31 protein-coding genes are annotated in these 19,997 nt (G+C 53.9%); 7 read left to right on the forward strand and 24 right to left on the reverse strand.

The annotated features are described in order from the left end of the window. Positions 1–5 precede the first annotated feature (5 nt). From V5T57_RS14530 to V5T57_RS14640, 23 genes are all read right to left on the reverse strand, one after another. A complete protein-coding gene (locus V5T57_RS14530) occupies positions 6–602 on the reverse strand; it encodes a phage antirepressor N-terminal domain-containing protein (RefSeq protein WP_332891961.1) in 597 nt (198 codons plus the stop codon). Positions 603–667: 65 nt separating this feature from the next. Continuing rightward, a complete protein-coding gene (locus V5T57_RS14535) occupies positions 668–934 on the reverse strand; it encodes a Rha family transcriptional regulator (protein WP_332891962.1) in 267 nt (88 codons plus the stop codon). A 74-nt stretch (positions 935–1,008) separates the two neighbouring features. Beyond that, the gene (locus V5T57_RS14540; protein ID WP_332891963.1) at positions 1,009–1,452 is read right to left on the reverse strand and encodes a Mor transcription activator family protein; all 444 of its coding nucleotides are present in this window, start codon (positions 1,450–1,452) and stop codon (positions 1,009–1,011) included. Next, on the reverse strand, positions 1,439–1,627 hold the full coding sequence (locus V5T57_RS14545) for a hypothetical protein (RefSeq protein ID WP_332891964.1): 189 nt from the start codon (positions 1,625–1,627) through the stop codon (positions 1,439–1,441). Before V5T57_RS14545 ends, V5T57_RS14540 begins: the two co-directional genes overlap by 14 nt. Positions 1,628–1,629: 2 nt before the next feature. Further along, complete coding sequence (locus V5T57_RS14550; protein ID WP_332891965.1) at positions 1,630–1,965, reverse strand: hypothetical protein; 336 nt, start codon at positions 1,963–1,965, stop codon at positions 1,630–1,632. Next, positions 1,962–2,282 carry a hypothetical protein gene (locus V5T57_RS14555; RefSeq protein ID WP_332891966.1) on the reverse strand — a complete coding sequence of 107 codons (321 nt, stop codon included), beginning with the start codon at positions 2,280–2,282 and terminating at the stop codon, positions 1,962–1,964. The genes V5T57_RS14550 and V5T57_RS14555 overlap by 4 nt, the downstream gene beginning before the upstream one ends. Further along, entirely contained in the window at positions 2,279–2,638 is a 360-nt protein-coding gene (locus V5T57_RS14560) for a hypothetical protein (RefSeq protein WP_332891967.1), read from the reverse strand. Before V5T57_RS14560 ends, V5T57_RS14555 begins: the two co-directional genes overlap by 4 nt. Positions 2,639–2,640: 2 nt before the next feature. Continuing rightward, positions 2,641–2,868 carry a DUF6440 family protein gene (locus tag V5T57_RS14565; protein WP_332891968.1) on the reverse strand — a complete coding sequence of 76 codons (228 nt, stop codon included), beginning with the start codon at positions 2,866–2,868 and terminating at the stop codon, positions 2,641–2,643. A 2-nt stretch (positions 2,869–2,870) separates the two neighbouring features. Then, on the reverse strand, positions 2,871–3,143 hold the full coding sequence (locus V5T57_RS14570) for a DUF2312 domain-containing protein (protein ID WP_332891969.1): 273 nt from the start codon (positions 3,141–3,143) through the stop codon (positions 2,871–2,873). Next, on the reverse strand, positions 3,140–3,385 hold the full coding sequence (locus V5T57_RS14575; protein ID WP_332891970.1) for a hypothetical protein: 246 nt from the start codon (positions 3,383–3,385) through the stop codon (positions 3,140–3,142). The genes V5T57_RS14570 and V5T57_RS14575 overlap by 4 nt, the downstream gene beginning before the upstream one ends. Positions 3,386–3,406: 21 nt before the next feature. Further along, positions 3,407–3,862 carry a phage protein GemA/Gp16 family protein gene (locus tag V5T57_RS14580; protein ID WP_332891971.1) on the reverse strand — a complete coding sequence of 152 codons (456 nt, stop codon included), beginning with the start codon at positions 3,860–3,862 and terminating at the stop codon, positions 3,407–3,409. A gap of 46 nt (positions 3,863–3,908) precedes the next feature. After that, positions 3,909–4,115: a hypothetical protein gene (locus tag V5T57_RS14585; protein ID WP_332891972.1), complete on the reverse strand. Its 207-nt coding sequence runs from the start codon at positions 4,113–4,115 to the stop codon at positions 3,909–3,911. Between the two features lie 11 nt (positions 4,116–4,126). Continuing rightward, positions 4,127–4,540, reverse strand: coding sequence for a hypothetical protein (locus V5T57_RS14590; RefSeq protein WP_332891973.1), 414 nt, complete (start codon positions 4,538–4,540; stop codon positions 4,127–4,129). After that, entirely contained in the window at positions 4,527–4,715 is a 189-nt protein-coding gene (locus V5T57_RS14595) for a hypothetical protein (RefSeq protein WP_332891974.1), read from the reverse strand. Before V5T57_RS14595 ends, V5T57_RS14590 begins: the two co-directional genes overlap by 14 nt. After that, complete coding sequence (locus V5T57_RS14600; protein ID WP_332891975.1) at positions 4,712–5,146, reverse strand: hypothetical protein; 435 nt, start codon at positions 5,144–5,146, stop codon at positions 4,712–4,714. Before V5T57_RS14600 ends, V5T57_RS14595 begins: the two co-directional genes overlap by 4 nt. 207 nt (positions 5,147–5,353) lie before the next feature. After that, positions 5,354–5,716, reverse strand: coding sequence for a hypothetical protein (locus tag V5T57_RS14605; RefSeq protein ID WP_332891976.1), 363 nt, complete (start codon positions 5,714–5,716; stop codon positions 5,354–5,356). A 2-nt stretch (positions 5,717–5,718) separates the two neighbouring features. Beyond that, positions 5,719–6,243, reverse strand: a complete 525-nt coding sequence (locus V5T57_RS14610; protein ID WP_332891977.1) for a hypothetical protein — start codon at positions 6,241–6,243, stop codon at positions 5,719–5,721. Further along, positions 6,236–6,607, reverse strand: a complete 372-nt coding sequence (locus V5T57_RS14615) for a hypothetical protein (protein ID WP_332891978.1) — start codon at positions 6,605–6,607, stop codon at positions 6,236–6,238. The genes V5T57_RS14610 and V5T57_RS14615 overlap by 8 nt, the downstream gene beginning before the upstream one ends. Further along, entirely contained in the window at positions 6,604–7,173 is a 570-nt protein-coding gene (locus tag V5T57_RS14620) for a hypothetical protein (protein ID WP_332891979.1), read from the reverse strand. The genes V5T57_RS14615 and V5T57_RS14620 overlap by 4 nt, the downstream gene beginning before the upstream one ends. A gap of 1 nt (position 7,174) precedes the next feature. After that, positions 7,175–7,969, reverse strand: coding sequence for an AAA family ATPase (locus tag V5T57_RS14625; protein WP_332891980.1), 795 nt, complete (start codon positions 7,967–7,969; stop codon positions 7,175–7,177). A 56-nt stretch (positions 7,970–8,025) separates the two neighbouring features. Beyond that, on the reverse strand, positions 8,026–10,203 hold the full coding sequence (locus tag V5T57_RS14630; protein WP_332891981.1) for a Mu transposase C-terminal domain-containing protein: 2,178 nt from the start codon (positions 10,201–10,203) through the stop codon (positions 8,026–8,028). Beyond that, positions 10,197–10,436 (reverse strand): hypothetical protein, encoded by a 240-nt coding sequence (locus tag V5T57_RS14635; protein WP_332891982.1) that lies wholly within the window; start codon positions 10,434–10,436, stop codon positions 10,197–10,199. The genes V5T57_RS14630 and V5T57_RS14635 overlap by 7 nt, the downstream gene beginning before the upstream one ends. Before the next feature lie 150 nt (positions 10,437–10,586). Next, entirely contained in the window at positions 10,587–11,075 is a 489-nt protein-coding gene (locus V5T57_RS14640; protein WP_332891983.1) for a hypothetical protein, read from the reverse strand. 286 nt (positions 11,076–11,361) lie between these two features. Here V5T57_RS14640 and V5T57_RS14645 point away from each other — a divergent pair, with 286 nt between their 5' ends. The 4 genes from V5T57_RS14645 (at position 11,362) to V5T57_RS14660 (ending at position 14,902) form a co-directional block, all read left to right on the forward strand. Beyond that, a complete protein-coding gene (locus tag V5T57_RS14645; protein ID WP_332891984.1) occupies positions 11,362–11,826 on the forward strand; it encodes a helix-turn-helix domain-containing protein in 465 nt (154 codons plus the stop codon). Positions 11,827–11,889: 63 nt separating this feature from the next. Next, the gene (locus V5T57_RS14650; RefSeq protein ID WP_332891985.1) at positions 11,890–12,249 is read left to right on the forward strand and encodes a hypothetical protein; all 360 of its coding nucleotides are present in this window, start codon (positions 11,890–11,892) and stop codon (positions 12,247–12,249) included. Between the two features lie 978 nt (positions 12,250–13,227). Next, positions 13,228–13,965 (forward strand): polysaccharide deacetylase WbmS family protein, encoded by a 738-nt coding sequence (locus V5T57_RS14655; RefSeq protein WP_332891986.1) that lies wholly within the window; start codon positions 13,228–13,230, stop codon positions 13,963–13,965. Continuing rightward, positions 13,958–14,902 carry a methionyl-tRNA formyltransferase gene (locus tag V5T57_RS14660; RefSeq protein ID WP_332891987.1) on the forward strand — a complete coding sequence of 315 codons (945 nt, stop codon included), beginning with the start codon at positions 13,958–13,960 and terminating at the stop codon, positions 14,900–14,902. Before V5T57_RS14655 ends, V5T57_RS14660 begins: the two co-directional genes overlap by 8 nt. A gap of 174 nt (positions 14,903–15,076) precedes the next feature. Here V5T57_RS14660 and V5T57_RS14665 read toward each other — a convergent pair whose 3' ends face one another. Beyond that, positions 15,077–17,005 carry a sensor histidine kinase gene (locus tag V5T57_RS14665; protein WP_332891988.1) on the reverse strand — a complete coding sequence of 643 codons (1,929 nt, stop codon included), beginning with the start codon at positions 17,003–17,005 and terminating at the stop codon, positions 15,077–15,079. Between the two features lie 346 nt (positions 17,006–17,351). Between V5T57_RS14665 and V5T57_RS14670 the strand changes: the two genes are divergently transcribed. Genes V5T57_RS14670 through V5T57_RS14680 form a run of 3 tightly spaced genes read left to right on the forward strand, consistent with a single transcriptional unit; the run spans position 17,352 to position 19,993 of the window. Next, a complete protein-coding gene (locus V5T57_RS14670; RefSeq protein ID WP_332891989.1) occupies positions 17,352–17,594 on the forward strand; it encodes a PqqD family protein in 243 nt (80 codons plus the stop codon). Continuing rightward, a complete protein-coding gene (locus V5T57_RS14675; RefSeq protein WP_332891990.1) occupies positions 17,591–18,634 on the forward strand; it encodes an ATP-grasp domain-containing protein in 1,044 nt (347 codons plus the stop codon). Before V5T57_RS14670 ends, V5T57_RS14675 begins: the two co-directional genes overlap by 4 nt. A 3-nt stretch (positions 18,635–18,637) precedes the next feature. After that, a complete protein-coding gene (locus V5T57_RS14680) occupies positions 18,638–19,993 on the forward strand; it encodes an alanine racemase (protein ID WP_332891991.1) in 1,356 nt (451 codons plus the stop codon). The last annotated feature ends 4 nt before the right edge of the window (positions 19,994–19,997 follow it).

Here is a 19,997-nt window from a genome sequence, read left to right on the forward strand (position 1 = left end):
ACAGATTACTTGGTCATAGCAACGGTAGTTGAGCTACAAAACTCAATGCCACAGGCCAGCATGCGGCGACGGTGTTCCCGTACCGTGGAGCGGCCCATATCCAACAGCTTGGCAATCTCACAGGTCTCCAGCCCCATGGCACTGTAGCGTTTCATCTGAACCCACTTTGGCCGGGCCAACAGCAGTTCCTGCTGTAAACGGTCAAGCATGATGAGATCTTCTTGGGGGGCCGCACGGTGCTGACCTGAAAGCGCTTCAGACAAGACCCTGTCACATTCATTTTGAAATGCAATAAGCTTGGCACGATGTTGCCGCTTGATTTTGCTTGGTGAGATTGTACAGAGAAAACCGAATACCTTTTCTTTGGGCAGGCACAGCACCTCCCGCCGCTTATCATCCTTGGCAACTGTTGTTGAGATGACAACGGTTGGGCTCCAACGTTTTGTATTTGAGTTAATCTTTCTTGTTTGTGTTGCCCAGTTCAACCCAAGTGATTCAACGATAGTGCGCAGAGGAATGTAAGGCTTGTTATCCACGAACAAAATGCTTATTTCGACATCTTGGAACGTGACAGTAATAGGGGCTTGTGTGTGATCTTTCATGTCCATCTCCTAGAGGTTGCGGCGCAAATTTGCGCTTTCTAAAGTTTTCCGGTGCTTGCGTGTCGTCAATGGTGTGCAGAGCAATTCTGCCCTGGAATGGTGTAGTCACATGGCTTAAAATTAAGCTCTCTAAATTTTTCAGGGACTTCCAGTGCATCAATGGTCGCCAGAACATTTTTATGATGCTTGCCAAACTTCTCTGCTACATCACGGGAAGTGGTCATGGGCTTGCCATCTTCAAACAACACCACTGGCTCGATTGCGGTTGGCTGCTGGCCTGTTATTGTCTTGTCCATTGTCTTGTCCATTGTCTTGTCCATTGTCTTGTCCATCGTATTCTCCAAACTATTCAAACGTTTCGGGCCTTATGCGTTAACGGTGTTTATGGCTTGTGCAGCAGCCCCCCCTAAAACAGCGTCCCCTGCGCCCCACCCCCTGGCTGATCCTCCGGCAGGGGGGTGGGGTTCTGTAGGGCCTTCTCTACCGTGCGGTAGGTGATGCCATAGAGCCGGGCCAGATCATTGATGCTATCCCCGGCGCTGTAGCGGCGGATCAGATCTTGATCCCTTATACAGCGCAGGGCGCGATCCATGCGGGGGATGGCGAGCCTCTCCCCGGCATGGTGCTGGGCCAGCAACAGGATTTGCCTGTGGATCTCTGCCGGGGTGCGCTCCAGCAGCTTTTGCGGGGGCTGGTGCTTGGGCATTGACCAGCGGGTGCCACCGGCTTTGTTGATCAGGGTTAGGGCGGCCTCCAGCCCCATGACCCGGATCATCTCCTGCACCGTGTCGGGCAGGGCACAGGCGGCCAGATCGGCCATGATCTCTGGGGTTAACTCAATGGGTTGCATGGGGGCCTCCTCCTTGGATTTGGCTTTGCCAGATGTGGCGCTGCTGGGCCTCTAGGCGCTGGATCTGGGCGGTGCAGGCGGTGAGACCATCGGCCTTGCCCCGGTCATAACCAAACAGCCCACCCATGACCGCCAACGCCAGAAACAGAGCCAGTGTGGTGAGGTGCTCTTTCATGGCTAGGACCTCGGTGGATCGATGATGGCGATCATCTCATCCATATTGGCATCGCCCAGCAGGCCGCCGATGGTTGCACGGCAGCCAGACATGTAAGGCCTGATACACCCTTCCATTTTGTTATCCAGGATGATGGTCAACTCTTGCAGCTCCGCCCGTTCACGGATGATGTAGTCTTCTGTATCACCGGCCTCATCAAGGGCTTGAAACAGGTTATTCATGGCCTCCGTGAGTGCGGTTGAATTGGCGGCGCTGGGGATGGACTGCCAGCATTTAACCGCCAGGATCAGGGTGTGAGCACGATCCAGCGCGGTGTGTAGTGGGGTGTGATTGTTCATGCCTTAATTCCTTCGATATCCGAACGACTGCCAAGCAGCCACTGAAGGGCCGATTGAGCCCCTTCGATTTTATGCCCGGTCTCGCCATCTTCCTCAAACCACGCCTCGCCCAGGGCGGTGGCCATGGCGTCAACACGCTCTCTGGGGATGATGAGCTGATGGCTAAGGTTGATCTGGGGGCGGATGACCAGGAGATTCTCCCAGACCTCCGCTGCTGCCTGTTTAGCCGCTTTGCTGCTGCGGCTAGCTCGGGCAGCCTCCAGGGCAGCGGCGTAGCTGTCCAGGGCCTCCAGCAGGGTGTGGATCTGGGTGGTCATGATGTCACTCCGTTGATGTTATCCCGATCCCCCACCACCCAGGCCAGGGCGGCCAGGGCACCATCCAAGGGGGCGGTGCGGGGGTGGCGCTCCTTGGCCTCGCAGATCAGCTCTCGCATGGCCTCAATCTCCACCACCAACCGTAGCCCTGGCTCGGGATGGATGGGGCGCAAGGATTGGCTCTGCTGCAACCAGCGCTGGGCAAACCCCACCAACCACCCGGCGTTGCGACCCAGGCGGCTCGCTTGATCCGCTGGCAGCCCCGCAAGATCCTCCACGGTCCGGACGCCAATCAGAGCCAGCGCCGCCGACAGAGCCGGGGAAAACTGATCCCAACCTTTGAGGGGGGTGGCCATGGTCATTCCTCCACACAGATGTTGTGGCCCTGCTGATCCACGCGTGGGGTTAAACCGCCACGGGCTGTTGTTAGGTAGTGGCAACCGGTGAGCGCATCGACATAGATCTCCATACCACTGCGTTGGCCTGGATAGTCGGTGCTATCATGATGTCGGTCAGAGGCCCACCACATTCCCAGCACAAACAGGGCGATGGATACCCATCCATATAGACTCTGTTTGGTAGTCATGGTCAGCCCATCCCAATGGCTTGGCGGTAGAGGTGCAGCAGCATCTCCTTTTCATCCAGCTCGTGCCGATCCAGCTTGCGCAGCTTGACCAGCTCCCGGATCACCTTGGCGTCAAAGCCGTTGCCCTTAGCCTCGGCGTAGACGTCGCGGATACCCTCAGCGATGCCGGATTTCTCCTCCTCCAGGCGTTCAATGCGGTCGAGGTATTGGATCAGCACCTCACCGGCAATGCCTTGGGTGTTGGTGGTGTCCTCGGTTTGGGGGGTGGTGGTCATGGGCTTTCCTTCAAAGCGATGGTCACGTTATCGATAGGCGTCTCTTCAATCTCTGCCTTCAGCTGATCCAGGACGTCCAGGTAACGCTGACTATTGGGGCCGGTAAAAAAGGCCACGCCAAAGATGGTCTCGTCGTTCTCGTTCTGTATGCCCATATGCAGCTCATCCAGCTGTATGCCTTTCATGGCGGCGACTGTTTCTGCGGGGGTGTTTTCAAATGGGTTTACTGATTTCTCACTCATGATCGTGCTCCCGTGATTTGGTTATTGGTTTTGTTGGCGCTGGCGGTCGCGCTGCTTGCCCAGGGCGACCGCCAGTTTTTGGGTTTGGGCCAGGGTGAGGCTTTCAATCCTGACCACCACATTTTTTTGCTGCCGGTAAAAGAGCTGCTTGGCGGTGGCGTCGGCGTAGGCTTTGGTCTTGCCCAGCTCCTTTAAACAGCCGCTGATAAAGCGGTAGCGCTCAGCCCGCCCAGGCTCCTTTTTAGGGTCGGGCTCCGGGGGGCGGCGGGGGGTGCTGTGGCCGGTGCCCGTGGAGATCCGCGCCTCCAGGTCGCGCTGAAGATCCTCCACAATGGCCTGCATCTGCTCCACCGTTAGCCCCTTGTAGGTGCCTTGCCCGGCCAGCGCCTGGCAGTGGGCGCGGCGCTGGTCGTCGCGCATGGCCAGCTCCTTGACGATGGCGCGGGCGCGTTTGTTGAGGGTGTGCCAGTCGTTCATAAGAGCCTCCTTTGGCCCAGCCCCATAGGGGCCGGGCCGGATGGGTTTAAGCGATGGCGTCATCCAGGTGGACCAGGGCGCTGTCGATGTTGTGCAGGGTGCTAAGCACGCCCCCTGCAAACTGGACCTGTACGTCGTGACGCACCTTCTCTTCGGTAAAATGAATGCCCACCACCGTGCCGGGGATGCGGGTGCCGTCTTCCAAAATCATCTTGACGGGTTGATCCAAAACGTAAGCGTCATACTTCTCCATGGTGCTTCTCCTTAAGGTTGGTTGTGTTGACAGAGCCAGTGGATCTGTTGGTTGTGTTTACGTAGATGGCGGATCAGGGCCTTTGGGGTGTTGTGGTAAACATGCCGCATGGTGAAAGGGCCTTTGAGCAATCCCAGCCGGTCTGCTTCGCCCTTGCCAATGATGCGGATGAGCCGTTTTTTCTCTTTTTCGGTCGTGCCTCCTTTTTTACGCAAAGGAAGAAAGCGTCTAGGGATGTCCGCACCCTTGTTTTCTTGCAGCACCCATTCGCCACGGAACTCACCATCGACATACACATCCCAGACAATGCTATTCTTGTGGCGCACGGTACCTACCGTTACCACATAGCCGTCACAAAGCAGGTGCTCCTGGCCAAAGAGACTATCAATGGCCTTTTCGAATCTTTCCCAGTCAGTCTTGGTCATGATCCAGCTCCACCATGTCGGGGGTGTAGTGGATGGCCATAGGCTGACCATCAAGCAGGACCATCAAATAGTGGCCATTGGCATGCATATATTTGCCGCGCAGGGTGTTGCCGTTGCGGTCACGGATGGTGACCCGTTGACCGGGTTCTAGGGTTTGGGCTTGGGCGGGGGTCATGAGAACTCTCCCAGCCAAGAAATCAGATGTTCGCTGGTGTGGCAGAGTCGATCACAGAGCCCATACATCAGCTCCGGTTCGGATTCATCCAGCAGTACCGCCACCGGCTTGTTTTGGGCTATAAACCACCCCAGCTCTGTGTGGGCTGAGCGTTCACAGGGCAGGACCAGGACGCAGCAATCCGCCCAGCGCATGCCCTCCAGATCCCGCTGCAACCCCTGCACTGCGGCAGGGTGCTGGAGCAGTGTTTGATATTGGTAGGGTTGCAGAGCCTGCCAATTTGGATCCGCATGCGACCATTGAAAGCCGGGCTTGCCATCGTGCGGGTTGCGGAAATCAAACACCTCATGGCCAGCGTTGCGGATGGATGCCACCACCCCAGGCTGTAAGGTGTTGCGCCAGGATGAGGCGACGTAGACTTTTCGAGCCATGTCGATACTCCGTTAGGTTTTTAGGGCGGGGTAAATCCCGCCTGTCTCTATGCGTAAAATCATTAAAAAGAGACAGGGCGGGCCGTGGGTCGCGGTCCATGACGCGCCCTGTCTTGAGTCCTAGCTGGCGGATCAAGGGAGGAGATCCGTTGCTCCAGCCGTCCGCTGCGCCCACCCCTGGCAGGGGGTGGCTTGTTGGCGCAGTGTTTAGTCGCCCAGCTCCTCCAGGGCGGTCATGGATTCGCCGATCAGCATCTTAAGCCAGCGGCGCTGGTCGTCAGGGTGCTGCACAGCAATGCTGCAACCAGCGATCATGTCGGCTGCGATCTGTACACGTCCCAGCGATCCGCCAGGAGCTGGGGCCGGGTTGTTTCGGGTCTCCTCGTTGGCCAGTACCGCGTTGGTAACCATGGTGATGGCCTTGCTTTTGTTGGGTACCCGGCGGGTGATGTGCTCTAGGATCTCATCACCGGCGTACTCCATGGCCGCGGCGGTGACTCGCTTGGCGATGGCCTTGCCCATGGGATTGGTGGTGGCGAACTTGACGAGTCCGGTTAATGCTTTGAACATGGTTAAACCTCCTTACAGGGTTGGGGAGTGATGCTGACGGTACGGCTCAGCACCAGATGTTTTTGCAGATCGGCGACCTTGACCCCTTTGGGCGGGGCGTCGTGACCGAAGGCGATCTTAAGCAGATCCTTGCTGGGCTTGTAGTCGGTGCTCTGCTTGGTCTCCACCATCTTGGGAAAGAGATCCTGGCCAAGTACGGCGATCAGCTCAAGCCGGGGGTTGTAGCCTTGGGGCTCCTCATCGCTGGGTTTGCGCTGTCTGGGCAGTTTGACCTCCTCCGCCAGTTTCAGCTGCACCCGCCCCTGAGCCTTCATGGTGATGGTGATGGGCTTGCCCACCGCCAGCTGTCCACCGAAGGTCGCCTCCAGCTGCTGTTTGGCGTCGTCCAGATCCAGCTTGGCCTGATCTGCGACGCGCTTGGCCTCCAGCAGTTGCTTGACCTGTTTGGCCTGATCCTTGGTGATGGTCAGGGTGGACTTGCCCTGTTTAACGGTGACCCCCGTGGAGAGGACCTCTTGCTTAGCCATTGCTGTTGCTCCCGTTGTTTTGGCATGACTGACAGGTCATGCTCTCTTTAATGGTGATTGGATTGGAGGTGACATAGCCCTGATCCTGGCGCTGTTGACACTGTTGGGCGGTGATGGGCCAGCCGTTGTTAAGGGGGCATTTAATGCCCATCAACTGGCTGCGCACCCGCCCCTCCATGCCGTTGGGGCTATGCTTACCCAGCACCTGGGTTATGCGTGCGGTGGTGATGCCCAGCTTGGTGGCCACCACCCGTTGCCCCTTGGCCCGGACCTCCAGAGCCAAGACCTTGACCCAGTCCGGTATAGATGGCCCCCAGTGCTGCTGGGCGCGGGCGAGGGGATCTTGATGGTTGCGGTTTTTCATGGGCGGCTCCCTTCGATCACAACGCCACCTTTCCAGATCTTGGGCGGGGTATGGTTGGGGTCGATAACCGCGTTATCAGAGCAGCGGATGATGGGTGCCTTGGGCAGGTACGTATACTCGGATGTCACGTAGTAAGAGATCGGGCCTTGCTCTTCCGTCCGCTGGATTAGCCCAGCTTTGTACAGCTTGTAAAGATAGGTCCGGGCCACCTGCTTGGAGACCCCAAACGCCACCATCTCCTTGGGACTTACGTGGGCTCTCATGCGCAGCACCTTCCAGCAGATATCCTGCTTGGTCTCTTTAAATTCGCTGCCATCACCGTCAAGGTTTGGGGTGTTAGGACCGACATCCCGCAACAGTTCGTAGATCACTGGGTCACGCTCTGCGACGGGTGCCACATAGCCCCCCAACAACAGCCGACCCAGATAGTCCAGCCAGGTTGCCTGGGGTACTTTGCAGTAGCGGCGCAGATCCTCCTGAGAGAGGCGGCGAAACCCACGCACGATGGCCCACACTTGGTCCGTGCCTTTTAGGCTCTGGGCCTTGTTCAGTTCGCTGAGTTTCATCTCAGATCATCCCGCCTTGGTCGGGGTTGCCGGTGTAGACCTTGGATAGATCGTAATCACCCAGACCCAACGCTGTTAGGTTGCGGGCCTGGGCATCCTCCCGCATGAGGTCGATGTTGGTGCGCATGCGGCGGGTGTTCCACTCACACAACGCGCCCACGGCCTCCAGCAGCTTTGGATCAAAGTCAATGATGCCGGGGTGGTTTTCCTCTTCGGCATTGAGGGCTTTGTTGTCTGCTGCGATGATGTCCTGCACGTCATCCAAGTTGATCTTATGCGCCTCAACCCAATAACGGACGCGGTTGTGGACCTTGGGCCATTTAGCCAGTTTGTATCGTAACTTCTCCTCACCAATCAATAAGATGGTGGGGTTGGCAATCTTCTGGTGGGCCTCTAACAGCAGCTCAACCATGCCCTGTTTTTTGGTCAGGAAATCCATCTCATCAATAATCACCGGTACCCGCTGAGCGGATACGGCGGTGCAGAAGGATTCCATCATCTCCGGGATGGTGCGGGGCATGGTGTCCAGGGTGTAACCAACCTGCTTGAGCAGCTGCTGGAGTAGGAATTTTTTGTTCCAGGATTCCCCAGCCTCCACATAGATGGCGCGCTCTTTAATGGCGATCATCTCGGCGCTGGTGGATTTGCCCAGCCCTGAGAGACCATAGAGCACCACCATGCCCGGCTGGCCAGGGCGACGGTCCTGACACTGCCGAACCGCACGCATGCTGCGCACAACCAAAGGTAGCGGGGCAGTGGGGTAGGGCTCCATTCTCTTCTGTTCGTGACTACTCATGTTGTTAACTCCCAAGTTTTTTATGGATCGCCCAGCTCTGTGGTGGGCTTATCTAATCAACCAAAGGATGCGTAGATATCATCCGTTGCTTTGTACTCATTGGTCTTTTGGTAGCTACGCAGCCATGTCTCTTGTTCGCGTGGCACCCCTTTACCCTGTTCAATCAGCCGCTCCAGGCGCTTGGCCCGTTTGTAGCGGTCGTCTGCTGTCTCCTGGGCCGCAGGCTTGGGGGCGTTTAACTCCGCAACCAGGGCCTGCTGGGCCTGCCGATCTGCCTGGGTGCGCTGGGGCGGCGGGGCGTTGCGTCGGTCCAGATCCTTGGCCAGCACCCCGGCCTGCTCAAGGGCCGGGGTGGTGTGGCTGCCCGCTGGCCGCAAAGGGGTGATGTTGGGGGCGGCCTCGGCGCGCATGGCCAGGACCTCTGCGGCGATACCTGCGGTACCCATCTCCTTGGTGAGTGCCTTGGCCTCTCGCCGCTGCTGCTGGTAGATCTTGGCCTGCAGCCGTTTGGCCGCCATAGCCCGCTCTTTGCGGCTCACCCCCAACAGCTCTGGGCACTCCGCCACGCAGATGTATTTGCCGCGTTCGTCAAAGACATAGACCACGCCGATGTTGGCCTCATCCATCCTCACTTGTACCGTCTGTCCCATGACCTCGGGCTGGGTCAGGGCGGGGGCATCGTAATTATAATTGGCGATGCGTAGCCCCTTCTTGGCAACGCGGCGGGTTCCGTTGCCATCTGGAGCGGGGGCCAGCAATAGATCCAACGCCCGCTCATCTTTAATACGCGCCACCGGATGGGGCCAGCTTAGAACCCGATCACTGGGGGTCTGTTTGATGCCGCTGTGTACGTCGTGGTTGTAGAGGTTTTCTATCCACTCGTCACAGTAGGCCTGTAGATCCTCAGCGCTCATATGGCTGAGATCTATCACCTCATCCCCACCAAACAGCCGCTGGGCAAAGGTTTTGCGACTCTCAATGGCCTTACGATCTGTAATGTCGTGGCCAACAAACCCAGGCAATAGCTCAAGCAATCCGTGTGAAAATGTCCAAAAGGCCCGTTCGATATGCGGCTTCTGTTCGGGTGCAAACGGGGTGCAAATCAGCTGTTCAATATTAAGGGACTCAAACACCCTTACTGTGTGCTTGGAGACATAGTCGGATCCGTTATCCGTCTTGATCTGCTGGGGCAGGCCCCAGTCCAACATGGCATTCCGAGCCAGCGCTGTGACCGCTGTGCTGCGGGTGGTGCGGGTCACCAGCAGTTTTAAGCGCCGCGACCAGATGTCGATCACCCCGACGATGTCATGCCGTTTACCATCGGCCAGCATAAGATCCGCCTTGGTACTGTCCATCTCCCAGCGCTGATTCAGCGCGGTGATCTCTTCGCTTAGCGACCCAAAGGCCACCATGTGATTACTGCGCCAAGCGTCCGGATTGGTCACATAGAGCACCAGGGATTTGTGCTGCTTGCGCCACGCCTCCATATAGCGGGCAATCGTGGTCTTGGGTGAGGTGTAGCCAAACCTTGCCTGCATGGCCTCCCTGACCCGCTTAGGGCCACAGCGGGGGTGGTCCAACATCATGGAGACCGCCAAATCCTGCTGATCAGCCGTCAGACTGGTGGTGCCGCGTTTGGCATTGCCATGCTCGGGCAGTAGCCCCCCTGGACCACTCTCACGGAATTGGCGCTGCCACCGGTAAAGCGTGGGTTGAGAGGGGATCTTAACCTTGGCCTGCACCGCCTCTTCCGGTAGCGGTATGAGACCTTCTTTAAGCAGAGCAATATAGTCATGCATGAGATCCGCTATCTTGCCCTGCCTGTCGGATCGGTAGGCGATCCAGCCCCGTACAATGGCTGCCATGCCGTCTGCCTTGGCCTGCTGCGCCTTGGTGGCCTGATGGTAACGCACCAAACCCTGCTCACCCGCCATATGCTGCGTGGCGGCGGGCTGCTTACGGCGGGCAAGATGGGTCAAGCCAACGGCGCGGACCTCATCGGGCAGACCCTCAAGATCCTCACCTGTAAGGGTCTCAGCGTGACGGTCCAGGATGGCGATCTGAGCGATGGCGGATAGCTCCGCCAGAGGATAGACCAAACCACCACCCCGGCCAGGACGCTTGATGCCTTCAGCTGCGTCGGCTTTGAGGCGGCCAAGCATGCCACGCTCAGAGGTCGGGTAGCCCGGCAATCCCATTGCGCCCAGATCTTTCGCTGTCCACGGGCCTAGCATGATGTAGCCGCCTCCTCAATCTCACCAAGAGTATCCCACGATTTCTTATCCAGAGACGCCAAGCCTTCGCAGTGGGTAACGTAGCCTTTGCGTTTATTTACTGGCTGCCCAGCCTCCCATTCATCACAGATCCACATGTACTGGATCTCCAAGATCCTCGCTCCACCCAGAGGTACTTTGATCAGATCCCCCAGGGTGCGCAGCTTGGCTGCCTGATCCGCTATGCAGCCCATCGGTAAATCCCTGTTCCGTAGACCATGTGCCGCATGCCGACCCGAAGACCGGCAAGGCGACGCATGACCCGTTGATTGTGTTTGCGACCAGCAATGGTCTCACTCACCCTGCTACACGGCACGCCAGCATCTTCTGCAACATCCACCTGTTTAATGTCCCGTGTAATCAGTTCTGCCTTGATCACCCGTGACAGTGATGTGGCAGTTGCTCCCGACCGATTCATCATTTTTAACCCTCGCTTCTATCGCTCTTATCCTGTTGGCGAGTTGGCTAACATCATCCTTGGCTCTATCTAACTGCCTTCTGGTTTCGAGCTTACCCATCTCCGCAGCCTCTATAGCGGTGATCAGCTCAATGCCCAGCGGCTCCATCAACACCCGCAACATCTCAATGCTGCCGGTTGCTTCTGCCAGATAAGGAAGCGCCTTAACTGGCGGCATGTTAATCGCATGGGGGTCCAGCCACTTGCCGAACGATTCAACACTCAACTCTTTGGCCCGCCCGGCAGCTAGCTTAACGCCATCTTTTTCAGCCAAACGATTCAACCTTCTTACGAGCTGGGTATGACTCTTGCCAGAACCCTTAACAGCTTTTCTCAATGCCAAAACAAATGCGTTTTCTCTATCAAGCCCAGACATGGCTAAATCCTGTCTGCTCCCGACTTGTATCTGATTAAAATGCAACCCCAGATATTGTTGTGTTTTACGGGGTGCGCTATCATCGCTAGGGGGTAACTTTTTACCCCGTGTTGATTCACATACTACAAACTTTTGCGAATCAAGCAAAGGTTAAATTGCGAATTCAGACTTAAAAGTATGCGGAATTGCGGGAAGAGTTGCGATTTACGCTTGTTTTCAAGATGTTAATAAACTCTGACTTTCTGTGTTTTTTTTAACGGATCTCTTCAGAGTTAAGGGCGTGAAGATGGAAGATACGATAGCCAGTCGCATAAAGACTCTCTCAGCAGAGGTCGGAAGCCTTAATAGGCTCGGGAAACTATGCGAAATAGGCGAGAGTACTTTGCGAGCATGGCTGGGTGGCACCATCCCTAAAGCGGATGCAATCGGCAAGGTTGCGGATACTGTCGGGGTAAATCTGGATTGGCTGGTGCTCGGCAAAGGGCCTATGCGCCACGCAGACGCTGGCGAATGGCAAGGGGCGGGTATGATTGATGGGTACCCAGAGATAACGCCCCAGCTGATCATGGAGGCCGTAGAGGCCGTGGATACCCTGCTCGGTGAGCAGGGCAAGGTGGTTCCCCCAGGCAAGATACACCTACTTGTGCAGGCAGCCTGTGAAGATTATGTTGACGCCAAACGCGCCAACAACGCCCCGGATAATATAATAGATTTCAGACCTTTACGCCGAAACATTAAGCTTGCCGTCTAAATCACCATATTTTTTGCATGCCTCTTATATGTTTGTATTTTCTGAATATATAGGATTTATGCTATGTCAAAATTAGGCAAGATGGTCGCGGACCACGCGGTCGATGCTCCCCGTAAAATAATCCAGTTTCGTCTAATCATTTCTATGCTTATGCTGATCAGTGCAGGTGCTGGCTACACGCTATGCCACGCCCTGACGCCGACATCGGCACAGATCATTGCGGCTGCCCGCCGCCCAATCACCACCACCCAGCGCGAGACCCTATCGGTGCTGGTCAAAGCTGCCGCCACCGCCCAAGGGCAGCACGTCCAGGCCGCCTGGGCAGCGGTCAAGCAGCTCACAGGCCGCTATCGCGCCCGAGACTTTGATCAGTTTGACTATCAACGCTCCCACGCGTATCTTATCCAGCTGGCCCGCCGCTGAGACATTGGTGCTCATCCCTGCCCAGCACACGGACCGCCAACTATCATTTCACGCGGTCCACAGCGCGACTTCCGGCACATTCTCCGTTCCGCGCAATTTGATAATTCCAGCCCCCGGATTTCCCACAACGTCCCGTTATTTCCCGCTATTTCCCACATCCAGCTCCCACCCCACCCCTTATCATTTCATGCGGTTCTTCACATAAAGGTGTAAAGGCGCATGTAAAATGTCAGTGGGGAAATGTAAAGGGCCGCGTAAAATGATAGTGGGGGATTGTACGGGCCAGCCTTTTAGGGCTGGCCCGGTTGTTATCTAGAGAGTGCGTAAACGGTTGGTGGCTATGCGGTGGTAGGCGGGGGATAGCTCTACACCGTAATAGGTCAAATTCCGAGACATTAAAAGAGCAGTCTCTGCTGCGCTGCCAGATCCCATAAAAGGATCTCAGACGACACCGTTATCCGGTTCCAGCCTGAATCGATCCTGCATGAAGGCCACTGGTTGTGAGTCTGATATTGCCGGGCTTGGCCTTATACGTTGGTATGGGGGAAAACAGCAGGTACCACCGGTCTTGCTTTGATGGAGCAAACCCCCTTGGAACGCCAAACATTTTATTGTTCCTGCAATCGATAGCGTTTGCCTTTTTATGCGATTAGCTGGATGAGTTGCCGTAGTGTGAATACTCTAAGAAGTTGTGAGCACAAGGTTTATTAACCCCTGTGGTTTGTTTGACTCTTTGCAGGTATGACGAAAAAAACAGATCTATCTAGGCTTGAAACTGCCCCCATTTGGATAAGAACTCCCAGCATGAAGTGTTAATGGGGCGTCGTAATGGTAAGTGGCTATGCATCGTATGCCACGAGATGGTGCCTAGCCACACACTGGTGGGATAACGGGCTTTTTAAACAGTACGCCTTGATGAGATGTCATGGGTTCAGATAGAGTCAAGATTCTTTTTGATTAACGAGGAGTTGCATTGGCGTGTTAGGGATTACCTTTGATATTGATTGGGCGCCAGATTGGGCCATAGAACAGTGCATGGAAATCTGTGTGACCCATGGTGTGCCGGCAACCTTTTTTGCCACCCATCAAAGCCCATTATTGGATGAACTCAAGGCCAATCCACTGTTTGAGGTCGGCATTCATCCAAACTTTCTTCCGGGCTCTTGTCATGGTGATAACCATGAACAGGTATTGGACTATTGCATGGCTTTGGTGCCCCAAGCACGCAGTATGCGAACCCATGGTCTTTACCAGTCCAGTAGACTCTTTGAACTGGTGATGACCCAATATGCTCACATTCATACCGATCTTTCGCTCTATCTTGGGGATCATCCCAACTTGCAGCCGGTTACCTTGCATGCTGAGGGTGGGGCTCAACTCATAAGGCTTCCCTACTGTTGGGAAGATGATCTACAAGCGATTGACCCTGCAGGTGGCTGGGATCTGCCAAAAACGTTAGAACCAGGATTACGTATCTATAACTTTCACCCCGTACACGTGGCACTAAATATGAACGATATGGCGCAGTATGCCCGTATGAAAAAAGGCTTAGGTGGCACGCCCCTCACCGCGGCAACCCCCAAACACTTTGCGCCTTATACATCTTCAGAGCCCGGTACACTTACCTTTTTACAGCAATTGATGAAACAGGCTGAAACAGCGCGTTTTGACACGGTTGGAGGTTTAACCAAACAATGGGAGCAGAGCCGTGAATAAGCCTACCCCTAAAAAGTTACGGGTGGGGATGTTGGGGCGTACCCAATGGCTGGCCGATGCATGCCGTAAGATCCATGCTCAAGGTCACAGCATTGATCTACTATGGACCGCCAAAGATGAATCGTTCTACCGTTTTGGGCTGGATCAATTTGAGCAGTTGGCACAGGCGGTTAATGCCCACTTTTTTGTTGGTACCAAAAGTACAGCAGAGGTCGAGGCATGGCTGAAACAGAACCCGCTAGATGTGGGTATTTCTGTCAATTGGCCGATTTTACTGACAGAGTCGCTGTTAGAGCGCTTTAACTATGGTGTGCTCAACGCACATGCAGGGGATCTGCCCCGTTATCGAGGGAATGCCTGCCCTAACTGGGCAATTCTGCATGGTGAGCCTCAAATCGCCTGTACGATACATCGTATGGTGCCTGAGTTGGATGCTGGGCCAATCCTTCTCAAACAGTTTTTGCCGATGCATGATGATCTCTATATTGAGGATGTCTATGCATGGTTAAGTCAAACGATTCCCAATATGTTCTCACAGGCCACCGATCTGTTGGCCCGTGGAGAGGCGGTTTTTAAAGCGCAGTCTACGGACCCTACCCACGCTTTACGGTGTTATCCCCGCCGTGCAGAGGATGGTCAAATTCAGTGGGCGCAGTCGGCCGATCAAATTCTTCGCCTTATTCGTGCCAGTTCTAAACCCTTTGACGGTGCCTTCACCACATTAGAGAACCAGCAAAAAGTTGTGATCTGGCGGGCGGAGAAAGTGGAACTGCCTGAACCCGCTCTGGTGGTACCTGGACAAGTTTGTCTGGTACAGCAGGGGGACCCGGTTGTGGCATGTGGGCAGGGTGCGCTACGGCTACGCGTGCTCTCCAGCCCAGATCATACCTCGATCAAACAGTGCATAACTTCCAGTCTACGCAACCGTCTGATCTAAAGCGGGAGCTTTGGCTTAGGTTTGAGTGAAGCTTCCTATGATGCAAGGCTCGCTGCGGCTAGGCGTTTATGGATAGACAGATCCATGCAGCCTGTTGATCTCTCATCTATGCTCAACAAGAGAGGTGGAAGATCTCTGGGATTTCGCGGGATCTGTGAGGGGTATTAGACCGGGTCAATCAGGGGGCTCGTTCGAGATCGGTAGGGTAAAATAGAAGCGTGTCCCAATACCCTGTTCACTCTCCACCCATATTTTTCCCCCATGTAACTCAACAAAACGTTGGGAGATCGCCAGCCCTAACCCAGTACCCCCTGTCACACGGGTGGTCGAGGTGTCGACTTGGGTAAAGTGATCAAAAATATGTTCAATATCTTCTTCTGCAATACCACAGCCGCTATCCTCCACACAAAAAAGTGCCTCATCTTCACGAGGTTTTCCCCATACAGATATGTGACCTTGATCTGTAAATTTAATGGCATTACCCACAAGGTTAATTAAAACTTGCTCAATACGGGTAGAGTCAGCCTGCACATAAAGTGTATTCGAATGATCATGGGTCAGTTGTAGCCCTTTAGCTTGGGCCATGCCGTGTGTGGCTTCATAGGTATGGGTCATTAACTGAGTGACAGAGACGGGCGCCAGGGCGAGGGTCATCTTACCCGCTTCAATTTTTGAAAAATCTAAGACATCATTCACGAGGCCCAAGAGACGGTTGCCATTGCGTACTGCCGTATCGACCAAGACCGACGCCTTGTCAGGGAGGGTGCCGGCAATGCCGCCCTGTACCAGTTTTAAACTGCCTAAAATCGAGGTAAGTGGTGTTCTAAGTTCATGACTAACAACAGAAATGAATTCTGACTTGGCATGGCTCGCGGCTTCTGCATGATGTTTGGCAGCTTGTAGTTCCGCTGTTCGGTTGGCCACCCGGCGTTCCAGGCCTTCATTGGCTTCTGAAATTTGAGCAAAACTATCCGCAAGACGTTTGGCCATATCTCGGAAGGCGTGTGAGAGTTGATCCGGTTCAAGCAAAGCACTGCCTGGAGGGTCGGGTATCACCCCCGAAGCAATGGTTTGAGGTAAATGTTCACTGATATCCGATAGATGCCGAAGTAATTTGACGAGCCAACGGCTAATCAAAGCAGAGCTGAACAGGGCGAGAAAAATAAAAATGGCCAATACAGCAAAGGCACGGGTGTAGGTATCATGCAACTGATTGATCAGGGGGGCTGCGGAGGTTTTTAGAAGAAAGTAGTAAAAATCTTTGTCATCAGGTTCTCTGTCAGGCCGTGGCAGTGCCACGATATAGTCCGCCTGTTTCCAGCGTTTCATTAGTGGCCCTTTTTGCATGGAAATATCGGCATAAAAGGATCCCTGGATGGAAAGCCAGTGTTCAGGAATGTGGCGGGTACGGCTGAGTATAATATTGTTGGGTAGCTCTACCTCGTTAGGATCTGGAGCAAAGCGTACAATTTCCCCCAATGCCAATAACTCCTCTTTCAATGCTTTCTCAGCATTTTGTTTAATGGGGCCAGTAAAAATAATCGTAAGAGCGATGGCAGTACATACGACACCCATAGAGATGGTATTAAAAATAACGCTGCCAATCGGCGCGCGCATACGTTTTTGATAATAATCAATCATTAAAATACTAATTGCAGCTAGAAGGGCATTGAAAACACCATTAACGGGCTGCTTTAGCGCAATGAGCTCAGCCTGTTCAGGGGCTAGACCCATGATGTGGCCATAAAAATAAAGTGCCAAGGGGCCACCAATAACGAGCCAGTAGAGCAGGTCGGTCAATGCTATATGGCGCATATAAAGCGGGAGATGACGCATGAGCAGACCAACAACCCACACCTCGATCGTAAAGCTAATCCAGGCATAAGGGTGGCCCCATAAAAAATATGTAAACCCCCCTGCAATGGCGGCCACAAGGGTACCTGGTATGATCCCTAGACGTTTAACGGCAACTAAGGCAACGACACTACCAAAGATGAAATTAATTCCAAAAAAAATGGGGAAGTTAAGGTAGTTACCTAAAATACCCAAGGCACCAAGAAGCAGGATTAAAACCCAGATACGTAGGGAGAAAGCGTTGAGCATTGGGTTCTCCTAAAGCCGTCGGTTATGGCATCACTTGCGTTTGTGAAGAACCCGCTTGTTGGTATTGAATAGGGTTTCTAATAACAAAGTGTCTCAGCCATATGCACGGGTGCTGATACCTAAACCAAATATAAAGAATAACCTAACACCATAGACACTGAAAAAAAGGGTGTGTTCCTTTTCTACCCAAGCAATGTAGACATAACAGTGTTCTACTTTAGCCGGTCAACCGAGCCAAGTTGAGAATGTTATACAGCTTTACCCATCAGTTTGCTCCAACAGTGGGCGCTCATTTTTGGTATAGGTTAAGCGGCTGATTTTACCCACCACCCCTGGGAAGAAAACTATGAATCGTGATCGTTTGGCCCGTTTGGCCATCAACGAAGAGGGCTTTGTATTTGATCCGCAAACTGGTGAGAGTTTCACCATCAACCAAGTTGCTCACACCCTGTTAAAATCCATCAATGCCGGTGACGATGAGGCACAGATGGTTGTAAGCCTTTGTGAAACATATGAGGTCACGGAAACAACGGCACGTCGAGACGTTCGAGACTTTCTGGACTCTTTACACGGGTTGAAGCTGATATGAACAGTACCGATAAACTCACGGTTGCTGTGACGGGCATTAACGCCAGCGATAATCCTGGGCCAGGTATTGGTATTGCCCGTAGCCTTAAAGAGGTCATGCCCCACGTTCAAGTCGCTGGTTTGGCCTACGATGCCATGGAACCAGGGATCTATTTGGAAGAGTTGGTGGATCATGCCTATCTTATTCCTTCCCCATCAGCCTCAGCTGTGACGTTACTTGAACGGCTGAGCTACATCCAGCAGCGTGTTGGGTTGCATGTCATCATTCCCACCTTGGACAATGAACTTCCTTTCTTTATTAAATATGCCAAGCGTTTGGAAAAAATAGGGGTAAAGCTGTTTTTGCCCGATGCTCAAGCGCTATCTGTACGTGAAAAAAGCGCGCTTCCAGATTTAATGGAAACGTGCGGTCTAAAAGCCCCCGCACAGATCAATGTCTCTCATGCTGAAGATGTGATGAAGGGGTTTGATGCTCTAGGCGGCCCGGTGATGGTAAAGGGGACCTATTATGGGGCTTTTCCTGCCTACAGCGTGGATGATGCTTTGACCTCTTTTGGGCATGTTTCTGCCCACTGTGGGTTGCCCGTGATCATGCAAAAAATGGCAGTGGGGCAGGAGATGAATGTGGTTGGTGTTGGGGATGGATACGGGAATATTCCAGGTATGGTGGCCGCAAAAAAGATGGCCACAACCCACCTGGGTAAAATTTGGACGGGTGTTACTATTCATCATGAAGCCCTGTTACAAGCCGCACGGGATTTTGTGGCATCCACCAACTGGCGGGGGCCCTTTGAACTGGAGTGTATGGTTGAAGAGGATGAGGTTGCGGTCATTGAAATTAATCCTCGTTTTCCAGCCTGGGTCTATTTTGCGACGGGGGTGGGGGTTAATTTGCCTGCCATGGTTGTGCGTCTGGCACTGGGGGAAGATCCTCAGCCGCAACATGATTATGCGGCTGGAAAGCTGTTTATCCGGCATACCCAGGAGCAGGTAAGAGATCTGGATCGTTTTCAGCGTATGATTACCCTAGGTGAGGCTTAAACCATGGCACGTAAACCCTACCAAAAGCCGGAGATTATTCCGTTAAAGAATGGTCGCATGAATAAGTTTGGTCTCTCCCCCTACTACAGCCGGAAGGTACGTAAGGATATTGAAGGGGTGCCGATTGATGAACTGGTGGAGAGGTTTGGTTCTCCTTTGTTTGTCTTTAGTGAAGCGCGCATACGGGAGAACATTCAACAAGCACGAACAGCTTTTGCCCACCACTACCCGAAGGTCTCTTTTGGTTGGTCCTACAAAACCAATTATCTGGATGCGATCTGCGCCATTTTTCACCAGGAAGGTTCCCTTGCTGAGGTGGTCTCCCCCATGGAGTACGAAAAGGCACGGCGCCTTGGGGTTGCGGGTGAGAATATTCTTTTTAACGGTCCCCATAAATCACTGGTAGCTCTGGAACGGGCCGCGAAGGAAGGGGCTAAGATCCACATCGATCATTTTGATGAGATTGATGATCTCTTGCTGGTGGCCGAGAAATTGGGCCAAGAAATTCCTGTGGCGCTGCGTGTGAACTTGAACGCAGGTATTCATCCGCAGTGGAGTCGATTTGGCTTTAACCTGGAGTCTGGTCAGGCACTCAATGCCGCCAAGCGTGTATCGGTGCCAGGTAAGCTTAAACTGGTTGGGCTGCATAGCCACATTGGTACCTATATTCTTGAACCCGATGCCTATGGTGAAGCGGCCCGGAAGTTAGCGGCGTTTTCTGGGGCGCTGTTTGATGAGATCGGGGTGGAAATCGGTTATTTGGATCTGGGGGGTGGTTTTCCATCCCTTAGTCGCCTGAAGGGCGCTCTCCTCCCCCCTGATGTCAGCGTGCCTGAGATAGAAGAGTTTGCTGAGGCGCTATGTAAAGGCTTGAGAGAAGGGTTGCGACCAGGACACACCCCGCACCTTTACTTAGAGTCAGGGCGGGCTTTGATTGATGATGCCGGATGGCTGATCTCCACGGTACATGCTGCCAAACGGCTGGTGGATGGACGGCGAGCCTATGTGATGGATGCTGGGGTTAACCTGCTCTATACCTCCACTTGGTATCAGTACGGTATTGAGTTAGATCGGGAAGTCCAAGGGGTTGGAGAGCCTGCTGTGCTTAACGGTCCCTTGTGTATGAATATTGATGTGGTGGATGAGTCTGCTGTCTTGCCCCCTCTGGAGCGGGGTATGCGGCTGATATTTGGGCCTGTTGGGGCCTACAATGTGACCCAATGGATGCAATTTATCGAATACCGACCTGCGGTGGTGTTGATTGATCAAAAGGGGGAGGCTCAGGTTATTCGGGAAGGTGAAGATCTTAGTGATATGGTACGCCGGGAGTGTGTACCCGATCATCTGAAGTTGGCTTAAGGGA

It is taken from the genome of Magnetococcus sp. PR-3, from assembly GCF_036689865.1.
GTDB lineage: Bacteria > Pseudomonadota > Magnetococcia > Magnetococcales > Magnetococcaceae > Magnetococcus.

Bases quoted from the DNA above. Each gene is read 5' to 3' on its own strand.
- V5T57_RS14530 (WP_332891961.1), bottom strand. From the start codon at position 602: ATGAAAGATCACACACAAGCCCCTATTACTGTCACGTTCCAAGATGTC.
- V5T57_RS14535 (WP_332891962.1), bottom strand. From the start codon at position 934: ATGGACAAGACAATGGACAAGACAATGGACAAGACAATGGACAAGACA.
- V5T57_RS14540 (WP_332891963.1), bottom strand. From the start codon at position 1,452: ATGCAACCCATTGAGTTAACCCCAGAGATCATGGCCGATCTGGCCGCC.
- V5T57_RS14545 (WP_332891964.1), bottom strand. From the start codon at position 1,627: ATGAAAGAGCACCTCACCACACTGGCTCTGTTTCTGGCGTTGGCGGTC.
- V5T57_RS14550 (WP_332891965.1), bottom strand. From the start codon at position 1,965: ATGAACAATCACACCCCACTACACACCGCGCTGGATCGTGCTCACACC.
- V5T57_RS14555 (WP_332891966.1), bottom strand. From the start codon at position 2,282: ATGACCACCCAGATCCACACCCTGCTGGAGGCCCTGGACAGCTACGCC.
- V5T57_RS14560 (WP_332891967.1), bottom strand. From the start codon at position 2,638: ATGGCCACCCCCCTCAAAGGTTGGGATCAGTTTTCCCCGGCTCTGTCG.
- V5T57_RS14565 (WP_332891968.1), bottom strand. From the start codon at position 2,868: ATGACTACCAAACAGAGTCTATATGGATGGGTATCCATCGCCCTGTTT.
- V5T57_RS14570 (WP_332891969.1), bottom strand. From the start codon at position 3,143: ATGACCACCACCCCCCAAACCGAGGACACCACCAACACCCAAGGCATT.
- V5T57_RS14575 (WP_332891970.1), bottom strand. From the start codon at position 3,385: ATGAGTGAGAAATCAGTAAACCCATTTGAAAACACCCCCGCAGAAACA.
- V5T57_RS14580 (WP_332891971.1), bottom strand. From the start codon at position 3,862: ATGAACGACTGGCACACCCTCAACAAACGCGCCCGCGCCATCGTCAAG.
- V5T57_RS14585 (WP_332891972.1), bottom strand. From the start codon at position 4,115: ATGGAGAAGTATGACGCTTACGTTTTGGATCAACCCGTCAAGATGATT.
- V5T57_RS14590 (WP_332891973.1), bottom strand. From the start codon at position 4,540: ATGACCAAGACTGACTGGGAAAGATTCGAAAAGGCCATTGATAGTCTC.
- V5T57_RS14595 (WP_332891974.1), bottom strand. From the start codon at position 4,715: ATGACCCCCGCCCAAGCCCAAACCCTAGAACCCGGTCAACGGGTCACC.
- V5T57_RS14600 (WP_332891975.1), bottom strand. From the start codon at position 5,146: ATGGCTCGAAAAGTCTACGTCGCCTCATCCTGGCGCAACACCTTACAG.
- V5T57_RS14605 (WP_332891976.1), bottom strand. From the start codon at position 5,716: ATGTTCAAAGCATTAACCGGACTCGTCAAGTTCGCCACCACCAATCCC.
- V5T57_RS14610 (WP_332891977.1), bottom strand. From the start codon at position 6,243: ATGGCTAAGCAAGAGGTCCTCTCCACGGGGGTCACCGTTAAACAGGGC.
- V5T57_RS14615 (WP_332891978.1), bottom strand. From the start codon at position 6,607: ATGAAAAACCGCAACCATCAAGATCCCCTCGCCCGCGCCCAGCAGCAC.
- V5T57_RS14620 (WP_332891979.1), bottom strand. From the start codon at position 7,173: ATGAAACTCAGCGAACTGAACAAGGCCCAGAGCCTAAAAGGCACGGAC.
- V5T57_RS14625 (WP_332891980.1), bottom strand. From the start codon at position 7,969: ATGAGTAGTCACGAACAGAAGAGAATGGAGCCCTACCCCACTGCCCCG.
- V5T57_RS14630 (WP_332891981.1), bottom strand. From the start codon at position 10,203: ATGCTAGGCCCGTGGACAGCGAAAGATCTGGGCGCAATGGGATTGCCG.
- V5T57_RS14635 (WP_332891982.1), bottom strand. From the start codon at position 10,436: ATGGGCTGCATAGCGGATCAGGCAGCCAAGCTGCGCACCCTGGGGGAT.
- V5T57_RS14640 (WP_332891983.1), bottom strand. From the start codon at position 11,075: ATGTCTGGGCTTGATAGAGAAAACGCATTTGTTTTGGCATTGAGAAAA.
- V5T57_RS14645 (WP_332891984.1), top strand. From the start codon at position 11,362: ATGGAAGATACGATAGCCAGTCGCATAAAGACTCTCTCAGCAGAGGTC.
- V5T57_RS14650 (WP_332891985.1), top strand. From the start codon at position 11,890: ATGTCAAAATTAGGCAAGATGGTCGCGGACCACGCGGTCGATGCTCCC.
- V5T57_RS14665 (WP_332891988.1), bottom strand. From the start codon at position 17,005: ATGCTCAACGCTTTCTCCCTACGTATCTGGGTTTTAATCCTGCTTCTT.
- V5T57_RS14670 (WP_332891989.1), top strand. From the start codon at position 17,352: ATGAATCGTGATCGTTTGGCCCGTTTGGCCATCAACGAAGAGGGCTTT.
- V5T57_RS14675 (WP_332891990.1), top strand. From the start codon at position 17,591: ATGAACAGTACCGATAAACTCACGGTTGCTGTGACGGGCATTAACGCC.
- V5T57_RS14680 (WP_332891991.1), top strand. From the start codon at position 18,638: ATGGCACGTAAACCCTACCAAAAGCCGGAGATTATTCCGTTAAAGAAT.